This window comes from Mesorhizobium caraganae (genome assembly GCF_016836705.1).
GTDB lineage: Bacteria > Pseudomonadota > Alphaproteobacteria > Rhizobiales > Rhizobiaceae > Mesorhizobium > Mesorhizobium caraganae.
Map to the genome: position 1 here is coordinate 48,246 of NZ_JAFCGY010000002.1, position 14,426 is coordinate 62,671.

Below are 14,426 nucleotides of genomic sequence, written 5' to 3' on the forward strand. Positions count from 1 at the left end.
GATGCTGGCCGTGTTCGAGCGCCTGGCGCTCGATGCGGGACGCGAGGTGATGCGGGTCTTCAAGGCCGGCTGCGCAGTCGACAGCAAAGCCGACTTCTCGCCGGTGACGGAAGCCGACCGCGAGAGCGAGACGATCATCCTTGCCGGCCTGCGTGCGGCTTATCCCGATATTCCCTGCGTGGCCGAGGAAGAGGTCGCCGCCGGCATCGTGCCGCCTGATCTCGATGGCGCCTTCTTCCTGATCGATCCGCTCGACGGCACCAAGGAATTCGTCAACCGCAGGACCGATTTCACCGTCAACATTGCGCTCATCCGCGACGGGGTGCCGGAAGTCGGCGTCGTCTTCGCGCCCTGTAGCGGGCGGTTCTTCTCCGGACGGCCGGGCAGGGCCGAAGCAATAGAGGTCGATGGCGACTTCCGGATCGTCGGCCGGCGACGGATTTCGGTCAGGACGGCGGTGACGCCGCTCGCCGTCGTGGCCAGCCGCTCGCACAACACACCGGAGACCGAAGCCTTCATTAGGGACCTCGGCGCCGCCGAGATCGTCTCGGTCGGCTCATCGCTGAAATTCTGCCTGCTCGCCGCCGCCGAAGCCGACATCTATCCGCGCTTCGGCCGCACCATGGAATGGGACACCGCGGCCGGCGACGCCGTGCTTCGCGCCGCCGGCGGCATGACGCGCACGCTGGACGGCGCGCCGCTCACCTATGGCAAGCGCGAGCAGAGCGACGACGCGGATTTCGCCAACCCGCACTTTATCGCCAGTGGGAAGGCAGCGGAAGCAAACGCGTAATCTCCCCCCTTGAGGGGGAGATGGCCGGCAGGCCAGAGGAGGTCGCCGCGCGTGAGGCGCCAACCTCTTTCTGTAGTAAGGAGGCCGAGCCCGGTCGAACCGACCCCCTCTGTCGCCTTCGGCGACATCTCCCCCTCAAGGGGGGAGATCATCTAGTCCTACGCCGCCGCTACATGCGCCGAGTTCGACCCAATATAATTGCGGATCGTCTCGATGATGCGGTCCTGATCGGCTTCGCTGAGATAGGGGTGCATCGGCAGGCACAGGATACGCTTCGGCAGGTCCTCCGACACGGCGAGGCCGGTCGGCGTGCGCGGATAATTCTTGTAGGCGATCTGCTGGTGCAGCGGCTTCACATAATAGATCACCGACGGGATGCCCTTGTCGCCGAGATGCGCCCGCAAGCCGTCGCGCTTCGGCGTTTCGATGGCATATTGCGCCCAGGCCGAGCGGCCGCCACCTAGATTGCGTGACGCCTTGACGATGTCGCCGAGACCTTCGGCATAGCGTTTGGCGACCACCTGGCGGGCGACCATCTCGTCTTCGAGGATGGCGAGTTTTTCGATCAGGATCGCCGCCTGGATCGTGTCGAGGCGTGAATTGATGCCGACGCGGACATTGTCGTACTGCGTTTCGCCCTTGCCGTGGAAGGCAAACGATCTGAGCTGGTCGGCCAGCGCATCGTCATTGGTGAACATCGCGCCGCCATCGCCATAGCAGCCGAGCGGCTTTGCCGGATAAAAGCTGGTCGAGCCGACATGGCCGAAGGCACCGCACATCTTGCCATCGGCTGAGCCGCCGATCGACTGCGCCGCATCTTCGATCACCAGCAACCCTTCGCGCTTGGCAATCGCCATGATCGCCTCGTAGTCGGCGGCAAGCCCAAACAGGTCGACCGGAATGATCGCCTTCGGCTTCAGCCGGCCTTCCTTCTTGATCATCATGATCGCCGCCTCGAGGCTGGCGATGTCGATGTTGTAGGTCTCGGCGTCGACATCGACGAACACCGGTTCGGCCTTGGCCAACGCCACCACTTCCGCCGTCGCGGCGAAGGTGAAGCTCGGCACGAACACCGCGTCGCCCGGGCCGATGCCGGCGGCAAACAGCGGCAGCAGCAGCGCGTCGGTGCCGTTGGCGCAGGCCACGACATGCTTGGTGCCGACATAGGCGGCGAGCTTGTTTTCGAATTCGGTGACCTGCGGCCCGAGGATATAGCGGCCTTCCTCGACGACATTGTCGATCGCGGCCTTCAGCCGGTCGCGGATACGTTCGCGCTGCGCGCCAAGATCGATGAACTGCATGTCGGCCTCAAAACGGTAATGCGCGCGGTCCAGGGAACAACGATACGCGCAGAAACAACAACTTAACCGGCCCGCTGGTACCAGAGTTGGGCCGGTCGAGAAAGCCGGACCGGCCAGGCGGCCGGCAGCCGAGGTGTTGCAGCCCGTTACCTCAGGTTTTTGCCGCGCTGCAGCAAGATGCCGGAAATCCGGGCTTTCCAGGACGTGACGTGGCTAATTTATCGCGTCTTTCCGGCTCGCGGAAACATAAAGTGATCGGCTCTCATGGGCGGCTAGCGGCCGGATGAAGCATGGATCAGGCGATTTCATGCCGCCAGGGCGGATTGGCGCCGGCTCGTGACACCGTCACCGCCGCCGCCTTGGAACCGAGCGTCAGCGCCTGGCGGATGGCGTCCTCGGAAAGGCCGCCCATCTCAGCCTTGGTGAGCAGGCCTTGCTCGTGCAGCGAGGCCAGAATGCCGGCATTGAAAGTGTCGCCGGCGCCGACCGTGTCGACCACCTCCACCTTCTGCGGCATCACGGTGACCTTGTGCTCGCGGCTGTAGCCGACGGCGCCTTCGCTGCCGTGGGTGACGACGATCAGCTTCGGCCCCCGGTCCAGCCAGTTGCGGATGACATCTTCATGCGAGCCGGCCTCACCGAACCAGTGCAAATCCTCATCCGACAGTTTCACGATGTCGGCCATTGCCATCATCGAGCGGATGCGGCGGAGATGCCTGGCCTTGTCGGGGATGAAGTTCGGCCGGATGTTGGGATCGAGCATCATGACGCGGCGCTGATGCTCGCGCTTCATGAATTCCTCGTAGGCAGCACCCGCCGGATCCGAGATCAGGCTGATGGCGCCAAACAGCATGGCTTCGATCTCGGCGCCGAGTTCCGGCAGATCCTCTGTCGTCAGCATGCGCCCGGCGGTGTTCTCGTCGTAGAAAGTGTAGGTCGCCTGGCCGTTGGTGAGCCGCACGAAGGCAAGCGTGGTGGGGCGAGGGGAGGTGTGCGCATAGGTGGAGCTGACCTTGCTTGCCCCCAGCGCCTCGCGGAACTGGCCGCCGAACAGATCCGACGACAGGCCGGAAAAGAAGCCGGCGGGCGCGCCGAGGCGGCCAAGCGCGATCGCCGTGTTGAACACCGCGCCGCCGACATAGGGCGCAAAGGCCGGCTCGCCCAGCGTCGTGGTGCGCGGCAGCATGTCGATCAGGGCTTCGCCGCAGCAGAGGATCATGTCTCAGGACTTTCCGGCGGATAGATCACGCCTTTGCGGATGATGATGTTGGCGTAGAGCCTGGGTTCACCGGTCGCGACGATCGCATACGCCGACCGGACGCGTGCATAGAAGTCAGCGCCGGCCAGCGCAACCACTTTGCGGCCCGGAGCACGCTTGGTGCAGATCGCCTCGATCTCGCGGTGGACCGGATCGGCAACCGAGGGATCGCCTTTGACCGAGGCGCGAAAAAGCGCTTCCGGCACGAAGTCGTCCACCGGCAGCACGCTCAATATGGCGTCGAGCACCGGTATCAGGTGATGACCGTCGGCTCGTACCAGCCGGTTTGCCTGTTCTTCCGCCGGGTAGTTGCCGTCGACGAGCGCGATTTCGTCGCCATGGCCCATGGCGCGCAAGGTCGCCAGAAGCTCCGGACCGAGCAGCGACGGAATACCGATCAGCATTCAGGTGCTCCTGGAAATCGTAGTCGAACCGATGAGGAAGCGTTCGGACAGCGGCAGGCTGGCGCCACCCAGCGCGCGGGCATGGATGCCGACGGTGCCTTCGCGCACGTCCGGCAGCTTCAGGCCTTCGCCGTCGATCGTGCCGATCGTCTGCCTGACGGCATCGACGAGGCGACGCCGTACTGCGAGCGGCATCCAACCATCGATCACCGCGGCCTCGAAATCGATCACCGAGGACGCTGCGACAATGGCGTAGGCAAGCGCTCGCGAGGCGCTGGCGATCCAGTCGTCCAAATCGGCGCCGATGTCGCCCCATTCCTGCGGTGAGGTCCAGAGATAGGAGCCGTCGATGCCGCGCGCGCTGAGCGCCTTTTCCAGCATGGCGATCGAGGCGACGTCGATGAGCTGTGTCGGCTTGCCGTCCGGCCCCGGCACCGGCATCGAGCCCAGCGCCCCGGCATTGCCGGTCGGTCCGCCAAAAAGCCGGCCGTTGAGCACGATGCCGCCGCCGGCAAAGGCGCCGATGTAGAAATAGACGAAGTCGCGCACGCCGCCGGTCTGGCCGAACACCAGTTCGGCGCCGCAGGCTGATGTGGCGTCGTTCTGCAGATAGACCGGGAATTCGCATTGCGACTGGATGTCGGCGCGGATGTCGCGATGGCGCCATTCGTCCATGATGTCGCGTGGCGCACCCGCCGTATCGGCCCAGTTCCACAGTTCGAACGGCATGGCGATGCCGAGCCCGGCAATGCGCTTATCCTGCGCCGGTGTCAGTTCGGCGCGCATCGTCTTCATGCCCGATGTAACGAACTCCACCGTCTCGCGTGGCGCTGGATAGCGGTAGGAGTGCTGCAGCATCGAGCGCACATGCCCAAGGAAATCGATCAGCACCAGTTCGGCGCTGCGGCGGCCGATTTTGAGGCCGATGAAGAATGCGCCTTCGGGGTTCAGCGCCATCGGGATGGAAGGCTGGCCTATCTTGCCGCGCAACGGCGCCTGGCGCACCAGCAGGCTGTCTTCCTCCAGCTCGCGCATGATCACCGACACGGTCTGCGCCGAAAGCCCGGTCATGCGCGCAATGTCTGATTTGGCCAGGCTGCCATGCTGGCGCACCAGCGACAGCACCAGCCGCTCATTGTGGTCGCGCATGCCGCTCTGGTTGGTGCCACGGTGGAGACGGCTGGCGGCCGCCTCGGGCGAACCGTGCCTCGCAATGCCGGTCTCCACCCTTGTTCCTTCCCTTGGTTTATTCTCACTGCTTTTACGGGCAGAATGAGTGAACCGTGCAATGCTGTCAATAATAAATAAGAGTGATTTAATTATTGACAGCCCCGGCCGACTGGTGTCTTTTGAGGGCGCGTCCACACTGGGAGAACTTCAGTGGATGCGCCCGAGATGCCGGTTGGCGGCATCCGCATGGTTCCATGGGAGGAAGATCGTGACCAAAGCATTATTGAAGTCCACCGTGTTCGCCGCGGCGGGCCTCGGCCTGATGGCCTTTGCCTCTACGGCATCTGCCGCCGGCGTCGGCGCTTGCCTGATTACCAAGACCGACACCAACCCCTTCTTCGTCAAGATGAAGGAGGGCGCGACCGCTAAAGCCAAGGAGATCGGCGTCGACCTCAAGTCCTATGCCGGCAAAGCGGAAGGCGACAACGAAGGCCAGGTTGCGGCAATCGAATCCTGCATCGCCGATGGCGCCAAGGGCATTCTGATCACCGCGACCGATACGGCGGCTATCGTGCCGGCGGTGAAGAAGGCACGTGACGCAGGAGTGCTTGTGATTGCTCTGGATACGCAGCTTGAGCCTGCCGACGCCGCCGATGCGACCTTTGCCACCGACAATTTCAAGGCCGGCGAGCTTATCGGCTCTTGGGCCAAAGCGACGCTGGGCGACAAGGCCAAGGATGCCCATATCGCCTATATGGATCTGATCGCCAGCCAGCCCTCAGTCGACGTGCAACGCGATCAGGGCTTCATGAAGGGCTTCGGCATCGACCTTGGCGACCCCAAGAAAATCGGCGACGAAACGGATGCACGCAATGTCTGCCACGATCTGTCGAGCGGCAACGAGGATGGCGGCCACACCGCCATGGAGAACTGCCTGCAGAAGGATCCGGACATCAACGTGGTCTACACCATCAATGAACCGGCGGCCGCCGGTGCCTATCAGGCGCTGAAGGCAGTCGGCAAGGAGAAGGACGTGCTGATCGTCTCGGTCGACGGCGGCTGCCCCGGCGTCAAGAACGTTGCCGAGGGTGTGATCGGAGCCACCTCCCAGCAATATCCGCTGCTGATGGCCTCCCTCGGCATTGAGGCGATCAAAGCATTTGCCGATAGTGGCAAAAAGCCCGAACCGTCGCCGGGCCTGAATTTCTACAACACCGGCGTGACGCTGATCACCGACAAGCCTGCAGCCGGTATCGAGTCCATCGACACCAAGGCAGGGCTCGCCAAGTGCTGGGGTTGATTTGAACCTCCGATCGGCTCAATCTTGAGACAACGATAAGAAGAGAATTGCGCGAGGTGGCCACAGCCGCCTCGCGCAAAAGGAGGGGAGGCCGTTTTGAGCGTTGAAACCACCAAGGCCAGCGGACCACAGGAGTTCGAAAAGACTTTGGCCGCAAGCGACACCAGCGTCGCTTCCTTCGACACCCATTCGCGCACGCCGCTGGAGAGTATCCAGCACCGGCTGCACAAAAGCCCGGCCATGGTGCCGTTGATCATCCTGTTGCTTTCGGTGATCCTGTTTGCCATCGTCGTCGGCGGACGCTTCTTTTCGCCGTTCACGCTGACGCTGATCCTGCAGCAGGTGGCGATCACCGGCATGGTGGGCATCGCCCAGACTCTCGTGGTGCTGACCGCGGGCATCGACTTGTCCGTCGGCGCCATCATGGTGCTGAGTTCGGTCGTCATGGGTCAGTTCGCCATGCATTACGGCGTCCCGGCCCCGGTTGCCGTTGCCGTCGGGCTTCTGGTCGGGGCGCTGTGCGGCTTTATCAACGGCATCCTCATCGCCAGGGTGAAGTTGCCGCCCTTCATCGTGACGCTCGGCACATGGTCGATCTATGCGGCCATCAATTTCATCTACTCCGGAAACGAGACCATCCGCAGCCAGGATCTCGAAACGACTGCGCCGCTCCTGCAGTTCTTCGGCGGCTCGTTCAAGGTCGGCGGCGCGGTGTTCACCTATGGCGTGCTGCTGATGCTGATCATGGCGGCGATCGCCTGGTACGTGCTCAACCATACCGCCTGGGGACGGCATGTCTATGCAGTAGGCGACGATCCGGAGGCGGCCGAACTGTCGGGTGTTCGGGTCGACCGGATGCTGCTCGCGGTCTATACGCTCACGGGCATCATCTGCGCCATTGCCGGCTGGGCCTTGATTGGGCGCATCGGATCGGTTTCGCCACAAGCAGGTCAGTTCGAGAACATCAACTCGATCACCGCCGTGGTGATCGGCGGCACCTCGCTATTCGGTGGGCGCGGTTCCATTCTCGGGACCATCTTCGGCGCACTTATCGTCGGCGTGTTTGCGCTCGGCCTGAGGCTCTGGGGCACGGATCCGCAATGGACGCAATTGTCCGTCGGCGCCCTTATCATCGTGGCGGTTGGCATCGACCAGTGGATCAGGAAGATATCGGCATGACCCAGGCTCAGGACCCTATTCTCACCGCCCGCGGGCTCGTCAAACGCTATGGCCGCGTCACCGCCTTGGACAACGCCGACTTCGACCTCTATCCGGGCGAAATCCTTGCCGTCATCGGCGACAACGGCGCCGGCAAGTCGTCGCTGATCAAGGCGATTTCCGGTGCGGTCACGCCCGACGAGGGCGAGATCCGCCTCGATGGCAAACCTATCGCTTTTAAGTCGCCGATGGAGGCTCGCGAAGCAGGCATCGAGACCGTCTATCAGAATCTGGCGCTTTCGCCGGCGCTGTCCATCGCCGACAACATGTTCCTCGGCCGCGAAATCCGCAAACAGGGCTTCCTGGGACAATGGATGCGCATGCTGGACCGTCCGGCAATGGAAAAGCGCGCCCGCGACAAGCTCACCGAACTGGGCCTGATGACCATCCAGAACATCAGCCAGGCGGTGGAGACGCTCTCGGGCGGTCAGCGCCAGGGCGTGGCGGTGGCACGCGCCGCCGCCTTCGGCTCGAAGATGGTGATCATGGACGAGCCGACCGCAGCCCTTGGCGTCAAGGAGAGCCGCCGCGTGCTCGAACTGATCCTCGACGTCAAGAAACGCGGTCTGCCGATCGTGCTGATCTCGCACAACATGCCGCATGTCTTCGAAGTCGCCGATCGCATCCATATCCATCGGCTGGGACGTCGCCTCTGCGTCATCGATCCCAAGCAATATACGATGTCGGATGCTGTGGCTTTCATGACGGGAGCCAAGGTTCCGCCGGAGGCGGCGCTCGCGGCCTGATCCGCTCGACGGATAAATTGCCGCAGGGGCAACCGGCGGCTTATCGATCTAAATCGATTGAATGTATGTTGCAATGCACTAGGATGGGCTGGGACTGACAGCGAAAGCCGGTATGATCGCAGCACGATCACGAGAGGCAGTATGACGCGAACAATGACAGCCAAAGCTCCTGTTCTCGAAATTCCCGATCCCAAGACGCTCGCCGACGAGGTGCTGTCGGCACTCAAATACCGGGTCGGCAAGGGCACCTCCGTCGCCACCCAATATGACTGGCTGACAGCCTCGATCAAGGTCGTGCGCGACCGCATCGTCGATCACTGGATGCAGGCGACGCAGGAGGCCTACGCCCAGCAGGAAAAGCGCGTCTACTATCTGTCGCTCGAATTCCTCATCGGCCGGCTGATGCGCGATGCCTTCTCCAATCTCGGCCTGATGGACAATATGCGCGAAGCGCTGAAGTCGCTGGGCGTCGACCTCGACCTCATCGCCGGGCTCGAGCCGGACGCCGCGCTCGGCAATGGCGGTCTCGGCCGGCTCGCCGCCTGCTTCATGGAAAGCATGGCCACCGTTGACATTCCCGCCCATGGTTACGGCATTCGCTACGCCAACGGCATGTTCCGGCAGGAAATCCATGACGGCTGGCAGGTCGAACTGCCCGAGACCTGGCTCGACCACGGCAACCCCTGGGAGTTCGAACGCCGCGAGCGCGCCTTCGAGGTCGGCTTCGGCGGTTCGGTGGAATCGATCACCTCCAAGGACGGAAGGCTCGAACGCCACGTCTGGAAGCCGACCGAACATGTCCAGGCTGTCGCTTACGACACGCCGGTGGTCGGCTGGCGCGCCAACCGGGTCAACACGCTGCGGCTGTGGTCCGGCATGCCGATCGATCCGATCCTGCTCGACAAGTTCAACGCCGGTGACCACATCGGCGCGCTTGCCGAAAGCAACAAGGCCGACGCGCTGTCGCGCGTGCTCTACCCCGCAGACTCCCACAAGGCCGGCCAGGAACTCAGGCTCCGCCAGGAATACTTCTTCTCCACCGCCTCTCTGCAAGACATCGTCCAGCGCCATCTCAGCCAGTATGGCGATCTCGTGTCGCTGCCCGACAAGGCGGCGATCCATCTCAACGACACCCATCCGGCGATTGCCGTGGCGGAGCTGATGCGCCTGCTGATGGACGTCCACGGCATGGATTTCGACCAGGCCTGGGACATCACCAAGCGCACCTTCGGCTACACCAACCACACGCTGCTGCCCGAGGCGCTGGAAAGCTGGCCGGTGCCGCTGTTCGAGCGGCTTTTGCCGCGCCACATGCAGATCGTCTACGCCATCAATGCGCAGGTGCTGCTCGAAGCGCGCGCCACCAACCAGTTCTCGGGTGAGCAGATCAGCCGCATCTCACTGATCCAGGAAGCCGGCGACCGCCGCGTGCGCATGGGCAACCTCGCCTTTGTCGGCTCGCACTCGATCAACGGCGTGTCGGCGCTGCACACCGAGCTGATGAAGGAGACGGTGTTTGCCGATCTCCACAAGCTCTATCCCGATCGCATCAACAACAAGACCAACGGCATCACGCCGCGGCGCTGGCTGATCCAGTGCAATCCAGGCCTCACCGCGCTTACCCGCGAGGCGATCGGCGACCGCTTCCTCGACAATATCGACGCCATCAAGGGGCTCGATGCCTTTGCCGACGACGCCGCCTTCCGCGACAAGTTCGCCGCCGTCAAGCGCTCCAACAAGGTCAAGCTCGCCAATCTCGTCGCCGACCGGCTCGGCATCAAGCTCGATCCATCGGCGCTGTTCGACATCCAGGTCAAGCGCATTCACGAATACAAGCGCCAGCTGCTCAACATCCTGGAGGCGATCGCGCTCTACGACCAGATCCGCTCGCATCCCGAACGCGACTGGATGCCACGCGTGAAATTCTTCGGCGGCAAGGCGGCGCCGAGCTACCACAACGCCAAGCTGATCATCAAACTCGCCAACGACGTCGCCAAGGTCATCAACAGCGACCCGTCGGTGCGCGGCCTGCTGAAAGTGGTGTTCGTGCCAAACTACAATGTCAGCCTGGCCGAAGTGCTGATGCCGGCCGCGGACCTGTCCGAACAGATCTCGACCGCCGGCATGGAAGCGTCGGGCACCGGCAACATGAAGTTCGCGCTCAACGGCGCCTTGACCATCGGCACGCTCGACGGCGCCAATGTCGAGATCAAGGAGTGCGTCGGCGACGACAACATCTTTATCTTCGGCCTGACCACGGCCGAAGTCGCCGAGCGGCGCAGCAATGGCTACAACCCGCGCGCCGTCATCGAAGGATCGCCGGAACTGGCGCAGGCTGTCGCCGCCGTCTCGTCGGGCGTGTTCTCGCCCGACCAGCCGGATCGCTACCGCGAGCTGATCGACGGTCTCTACAACACCGACTGGTTCATGGTTGCGGCCGATTTCGATGCCTATGCCGCTACCCAGCGCGATGTCGACGCCGTCTGGCGCAACAGTCCCGACTGGTACGCACGCGCAATCCGCAACGTTGCCCGCGTCGGCTGGTTCTCTTCCGATCGCACGATCCGCCAATATGCGAAAGAAATCTGGAACGTACCCGCCTGATATGATTGCATGAGACCACGAACAATGGGTCTTATGCACAAGAACAAGAACTGGCTCCCCGGGAGGGAAATCGGCTGATGAGGAAACCGCGCGTGACCGCTGCGACAAGCGGGCCGGACGGGCTGGCACCAGCCGGCGATGTCGCGGCGATTGTTGCCGGTACGCATGGAGATCCCTTCGCGGTTCTGGGTGTGCATGAAGCCGGCAAGGGCTTCGTCGCCCGTTGCTTCGTGCCCAATGCCGAGTTCGTCACCGCCTATACGTTGACCGGCAAGGAGGTTGGTGAACTCTCACGCCGCGACGATGCCGGTTTCTTCGAGGGCAAGGTTTCGATCCGCAAACGCCAGCCGCTGCGCTATCACGCCAAAAATGCCGGCGGCGACTGGTGGCTGACCGATCCCTATTCCTTCGGCCCGGTGCTCGGCCCGATGGATGACTATTACATCGCCCAAGGGTCGCATCTCAGGCTGTTCGACAAGCTCGGCGCCCATCTCATCGACCATGAAGGCGCCTCGGGCGTGCATTTCGCCGTCTGGGCGCCCAATGCGCGGCGCGTATCGGTCGTAGGCGATTTCAACGATTGGGATGGCCGCCGGCACACGATGCGCGACCGCCGTGACACCGGCATCTGGGAGCTGTTCATTCCCGACATCGGCGCCGGACAGCCCTACAAATACGAGATTATCGCCCCCGACGGCGTGCGCCTGCCGCTCAAGGCCGATCCGTTCGCCTTCAAATCCGAGCTGCGCCCGGCCACCGCTTCGGTGACGGCGGTGCCGCCGGCGCATGAATGGGGCGACGATGCGCATCGCAGCTACTGGCGCAAGGCCGATCCCCGGCGCGAAGCCATCTCGATCTATGAGGTCCATGCCGGTTCGTGGCAGCAGCACGACGACGGCAGCTTCCTGTCATGGGACGAACTTGCCGACCAGCTGATTCCCTATGCCGTCGAAACCGGCTTCACCCACATCGAATTCCTGCCGATCTCCGAACATCCCTATGACCCGTCATGGGGTTATCAGACAACCGGACTTTATGCCCCGTCGGCGCGCTTCGGCGACCCCGACGGCTTTGCCCGTTTCGTCGACGGTGCGCACCGCGCCGGCGTCGGTGTCATCCTCGACTGGGTGCCGGCGCATTTCCCGGTCGACGCGCATGGCCTGGCCAATTTCGACGGCACCGCGCTCTACGAGCATGCCGATCCGCGCAAGGGTTTCCATCCCGACTGGAACACCGCGATCTACAATTTCGGCCGCCGCGAGGTGGTGTCGTTCCTGGTCAACAATGCGCTGTTCTGGGCCGAGAAATACCATGTCGACGGTTTGCGCGTCGATGCGGTCGCCTCGATGCTCTACCTCGACTACTCGCGCAAAGCCGGCGAATGGATCCCCAACGAGAAAGGCGGCCGCGAAAACCTCGAAGCGGTCTCCTTCCTGCAAAAGATGAACAAGGAGCTCTACGGCCACCATCCCGGCGTGATGACGATCGCCGAGGAATCGACCTCATGGCCGAAAGTCTCGGCGCCGGTGCATGAAGGCGGGCTGGGCTTCGGCTTCAAGTGGAACATGGGCTTCATGCACGACACGCTGGAGTATTTCGCCAAGGAGCCGATCTTCCGCAAGCACCACCACAACGACCTAACCTTCGGCCTGACCTACGCCTTTTCAGAGAATTTCGTGCTGCCGCTCTCTCACGACGAAGTCGTGCACGGTAAAGGCACGCTGCTCGGCAAGATGGCCGGCGACGACTGGCAGAAATTTGCGACTTTGCGCGCCTTTTACGCCTTCATGTGGGGCTATCCCGGCAAGAAGCTGTTGTTCATGGGCCAGGAATTCGCCCAGCGCCGCGAATGGAGCGAGGCGCGCGCGCTCGACTGGAACCTGCTCGACTTCCGCCCGCATCGCGGCGTCTGGCAGACGGTGCGCGACCTCAACTATCTCTACCGTTCGCGCCCGGCGCTGCATGCGCGCGACTGCGAGCCGGACGGTTTTTCCTGGCTGATCGTCGACGACAAGGAAAACTCGGTCTTCGCCTGGCTGCGCAGTGCGCCGGATGGCAATCCCATCGCCGTCATTTCCAACTTCACGCCGGTGCCGCGCGACAATTATCGCGTGCCGTTGCCCAACGTCGGCAAATGGCGCGAAATCATCAACACCGACGCCTCGGACTATGGTGGTTCGGGCAAGGGCAATGGTGGCGTGGTCGAAGCCAGGGCGGAGGGAGGAGGCATATCGGCAACGATGCTTTTGCCGCCGCTGTCGACGATCATGCTTGAACTCGTTGCGGAGTGAGCAGTGCTCCAGACTGGTAATTTGGGAGGGTAAAAAATGGCAGACTTGAAGAGAACCCAGCCGCTGGCGCGCGATGCCATGGCCTATGTGCTGGCCGGCGGCCGCGGCAGCCGGCTCAAGGAATTGACCGACCGGCGCGCCAAGCCCGCTGTCTATTTCGGCGGCAAGACGCGCATCATCGATTTCGCGCTTTCCAATGCGCTGAATTCCGGCATTCGCCGCCTCGGCGTCGCCACCCAATACAAGGCGCATTCGCTGATCCGCCATCTGCAGCGCGGCTGGAACTTCCTGCGGCCGGAGCGAAACGAAAGCTTCGACATCCTGCCGGCCAGCCAGCGTGTCTCGGAAACCCAGTGGTATGAGGGCACCGCCGACGCCGTCTACCAGAACATCGACATCATCGAGGCCTATGGCCCCGAATACATGGTCATCCTCGCCGGCGACCACATCTACAAGATGGACTACGAGCTGATGCTGCGCCAGCACGTCGACGCCAATGCCGACGTCACCGTCGGCTGCCTCGAAGTGCCGCGCATGGAAGCGACTGGCTTCGGCGTCATGCATGTCGACGGCAAGGACAACATCATCGCCTTCGTCGAAAAGCCCGCCGATCCGCCCGGCATTCCCGACAAACCGGAATTCGCCCTGGCCTCGATGGGTATCTATGTTTTCAAGACCAAGTTCCTGATGGAACAGCTGCGCCGCGATGCCGCCGAGCCGGGCTCCAGCCGCGACTTCGGCAAGGACATCATCCCCTACATCGTCCAGCACGGTAAGGCGATCGCGCATCGCTTCGCCAAATCCTGCGTGCGCTCGACCGCCGAGAATGAGGCCTACTGGCGCGATGTCGGCACCGTCGACGCCTATTGGGAAGCCAATATCGACCTGACCGACGTGACGCCGGAACTCGACCTCTACGACCGCGACTGGCCGATCTGGACCTATGCCGAATTGAAGCCGCCGGCAAAGTTCGTTCATGATGAGGAAGGCCGCCGCGGTTCGGCTGTCTCCTCGCTGGTGTCAGGCGACTGCATCGTCTCAGGCGCTTCGCTGAAGAAGAGCCTGATCTTCACCGGCGCACGCATCAACTCCTATTCGACGCTGGAAGAAGTCGTCATGCTGCCCGACGTTCATGTCGGCCGGAACGCAAAGTTGAAGCGCGTCGTCATCGACCACGGTGTAAGGATACCGGAAGGGCTGGTGGTCGGCGAAGACCCGGCTCTCGACGCCAAGCGCTTCCGCGTTTCGGAAAAAGGTATCTGCCTGGTCACGCAGGACATGATCGACAAGCTGAAGCTATGAAGCAATTCCAGGAAAAGTGTGAAACGGTTTTCCGTCCGG

General features: G+C 62.9%; 11 protein-coding genes. 7 read left to right on the plus strand and 4 right to left on the minus strand.

The window, feature by feature from the left end:
- Position 1: 1 nt before the first annotated feature.
- Positions 2 to 793, plus strand: coding sequence for a 3'(2'),5'-bisphosphate nucleotidase CysQ (cysQ, locus tag JQK88_RS07845; RefSeq protein WP_203278177.1), 792 nt, complete (start codon positions 2 to 4; stop codon positions 791 to 793).
- 158 nt (positions 794 to 951) lie between these two features.
- Here cysQ and JQK88_RS07850 read toward each other — a convergent pair whose 3' ends face one another.
- From JQK88_RS07850 to JQK88_RS07865, 4 genes are all read right to left on the minus strand, one after another.
- Complete coding sequence (locus JQK88_RS07850; protein ID WP_203278000.1) at positions 952 to 2,094, minus strand: DegT/DnrJ/EryC1/StrS family aminotransferase; 1,143 nt, start codon at positions 2,092 to 2,094, stop codon at positions 952 to 954.
- Positions 2,095 to 2,389: 295 nt separating this feature from the next.
- On the minus strand, positions 2,390 to 3,313 hold the full coding sequence (locus JQK88_RS07855; protein ID WP_203278001.1) for a carbohydrate kinase family protein: 924 nt from the start codon (positions 3,311 to 3,313) through the stop codon (positions 2,390 to 2,392).
- A complete protein-coding gene (locus tag JQK88_RS07860) occupies positions 3,310 to 3,756 on the minus strand; it encodes an RbsD/FucU family protein (RefSeq protein WP_192256452.1) in 447 nt (148 codons plus the stop codon). Before JQK88_RS07860 ends, JQK88_RS07855 begins: the two co-directional genes overlap by 4 nt.
- Positions 3,757 to 4,983, minus strand: a complete 1,227-nt coding sequence (locus JQK88_RS07865; RefSeq protein ID WP_203278002.1) for an ROK family transcriptional regulator — start codon at positions 4,981 to 4,983, stop codon at positions 3,757 to 3,759.
- A gap of 265 nt (positions 4,984 to 5,248) precedes the next feature.
- On the opposite strand from JQK88_RS07865, the gene JQK88_RS07870 reads away from it, so the two are divergent.
- The 6 genes from JQK88_RS07870 to glgC all read left to right on the plus strand — a co-directional run bounded on the left by JQK88_RS07870 (position 5,249) and on the right by glgC (position 14,387).
- A complete protein-coding gene (locus tag JQK88_RS07870) occupies positions 5,249 to 6,226 on the plus strand; it encodes a sugar ABC transporter substrate-binding protein (protein ID WP_246501755.1) in 978 nt (325 codons plus the stop codon).
- Between the two features lie 96 nt (positions 6,227 to 6,322).
- Positions 6,323 to 7,405: an ABC transporter permease gene (locus JQK88_RS07875; protein ID WP_192256457.1), complete on the plus strand. Its 1,083-nt coding sequence runs from the start codon at positions 6,323 to 6,325 to the stop codon at positions 7,403 to 7,405.
- Positions 7,402 to 8,190, plus strand: a complete 789-nt coding sequence (locus JQK88_RS07880) for an ATP-binding cassette domain-containing protein (RefSeq protein WP_192256459.1) — start codon at positions 7,402 to 7,404, stop codon at positions 8,188 to 8,190. The genes JQK88_RS07875 and JQK88_RS07880 overlap by 4 nt, the downstream gene beginning before the upstream one ends.
- Before the next feature lie 141 nt (positions 8,191 to 8,331).
- On the plus strand, positions 8,332 to 10,794 hold the full coding sequence (locus tag JQK88_RS07885; protein WP_192256461.1) for a glycogen/starch/alpha-glucan phosphorylase: 2,463 nt from the start codon (positions 8,332 to 8,334) through the stop codon (positions 10,792 to 10,794).
- Between the two features lie 77 nt (positions 10,795 to 10,871).
- The gene (gene glgB, locus JQK88_RS07890) at positions 10,872 to 13,085 is read left to right on the plus strand and encodes a 1,4-alpha-glucan branching protein GlgB (protein WP_203278003.1); all 2,214 of its coding nucleotides are present in this window, start codon (positions 10,872 to 10,874) and stop codon (positions 13,083 to 13,085) included.
- A 36-nt stretch (positions 13,086 to 13,121) separates the two neighbouring features.
- Positions 13,122 to 14,387 carry a glucose-1-phosphate adenylyltransferase gene (gene glgC / locus JQK88_RS07895; RefSeq protein ID WP_192256465.1) on the plus strand — a complete coding sequence of 422 codons (1,266 nt, stop codon included), beginning with the start codon at positions 13,122 to 13,124 and terminating at the stop codon, positions 14,385 to 14,387.
- Positions 14,388 to 14,426: the final 39 nt, after the last annotated feature.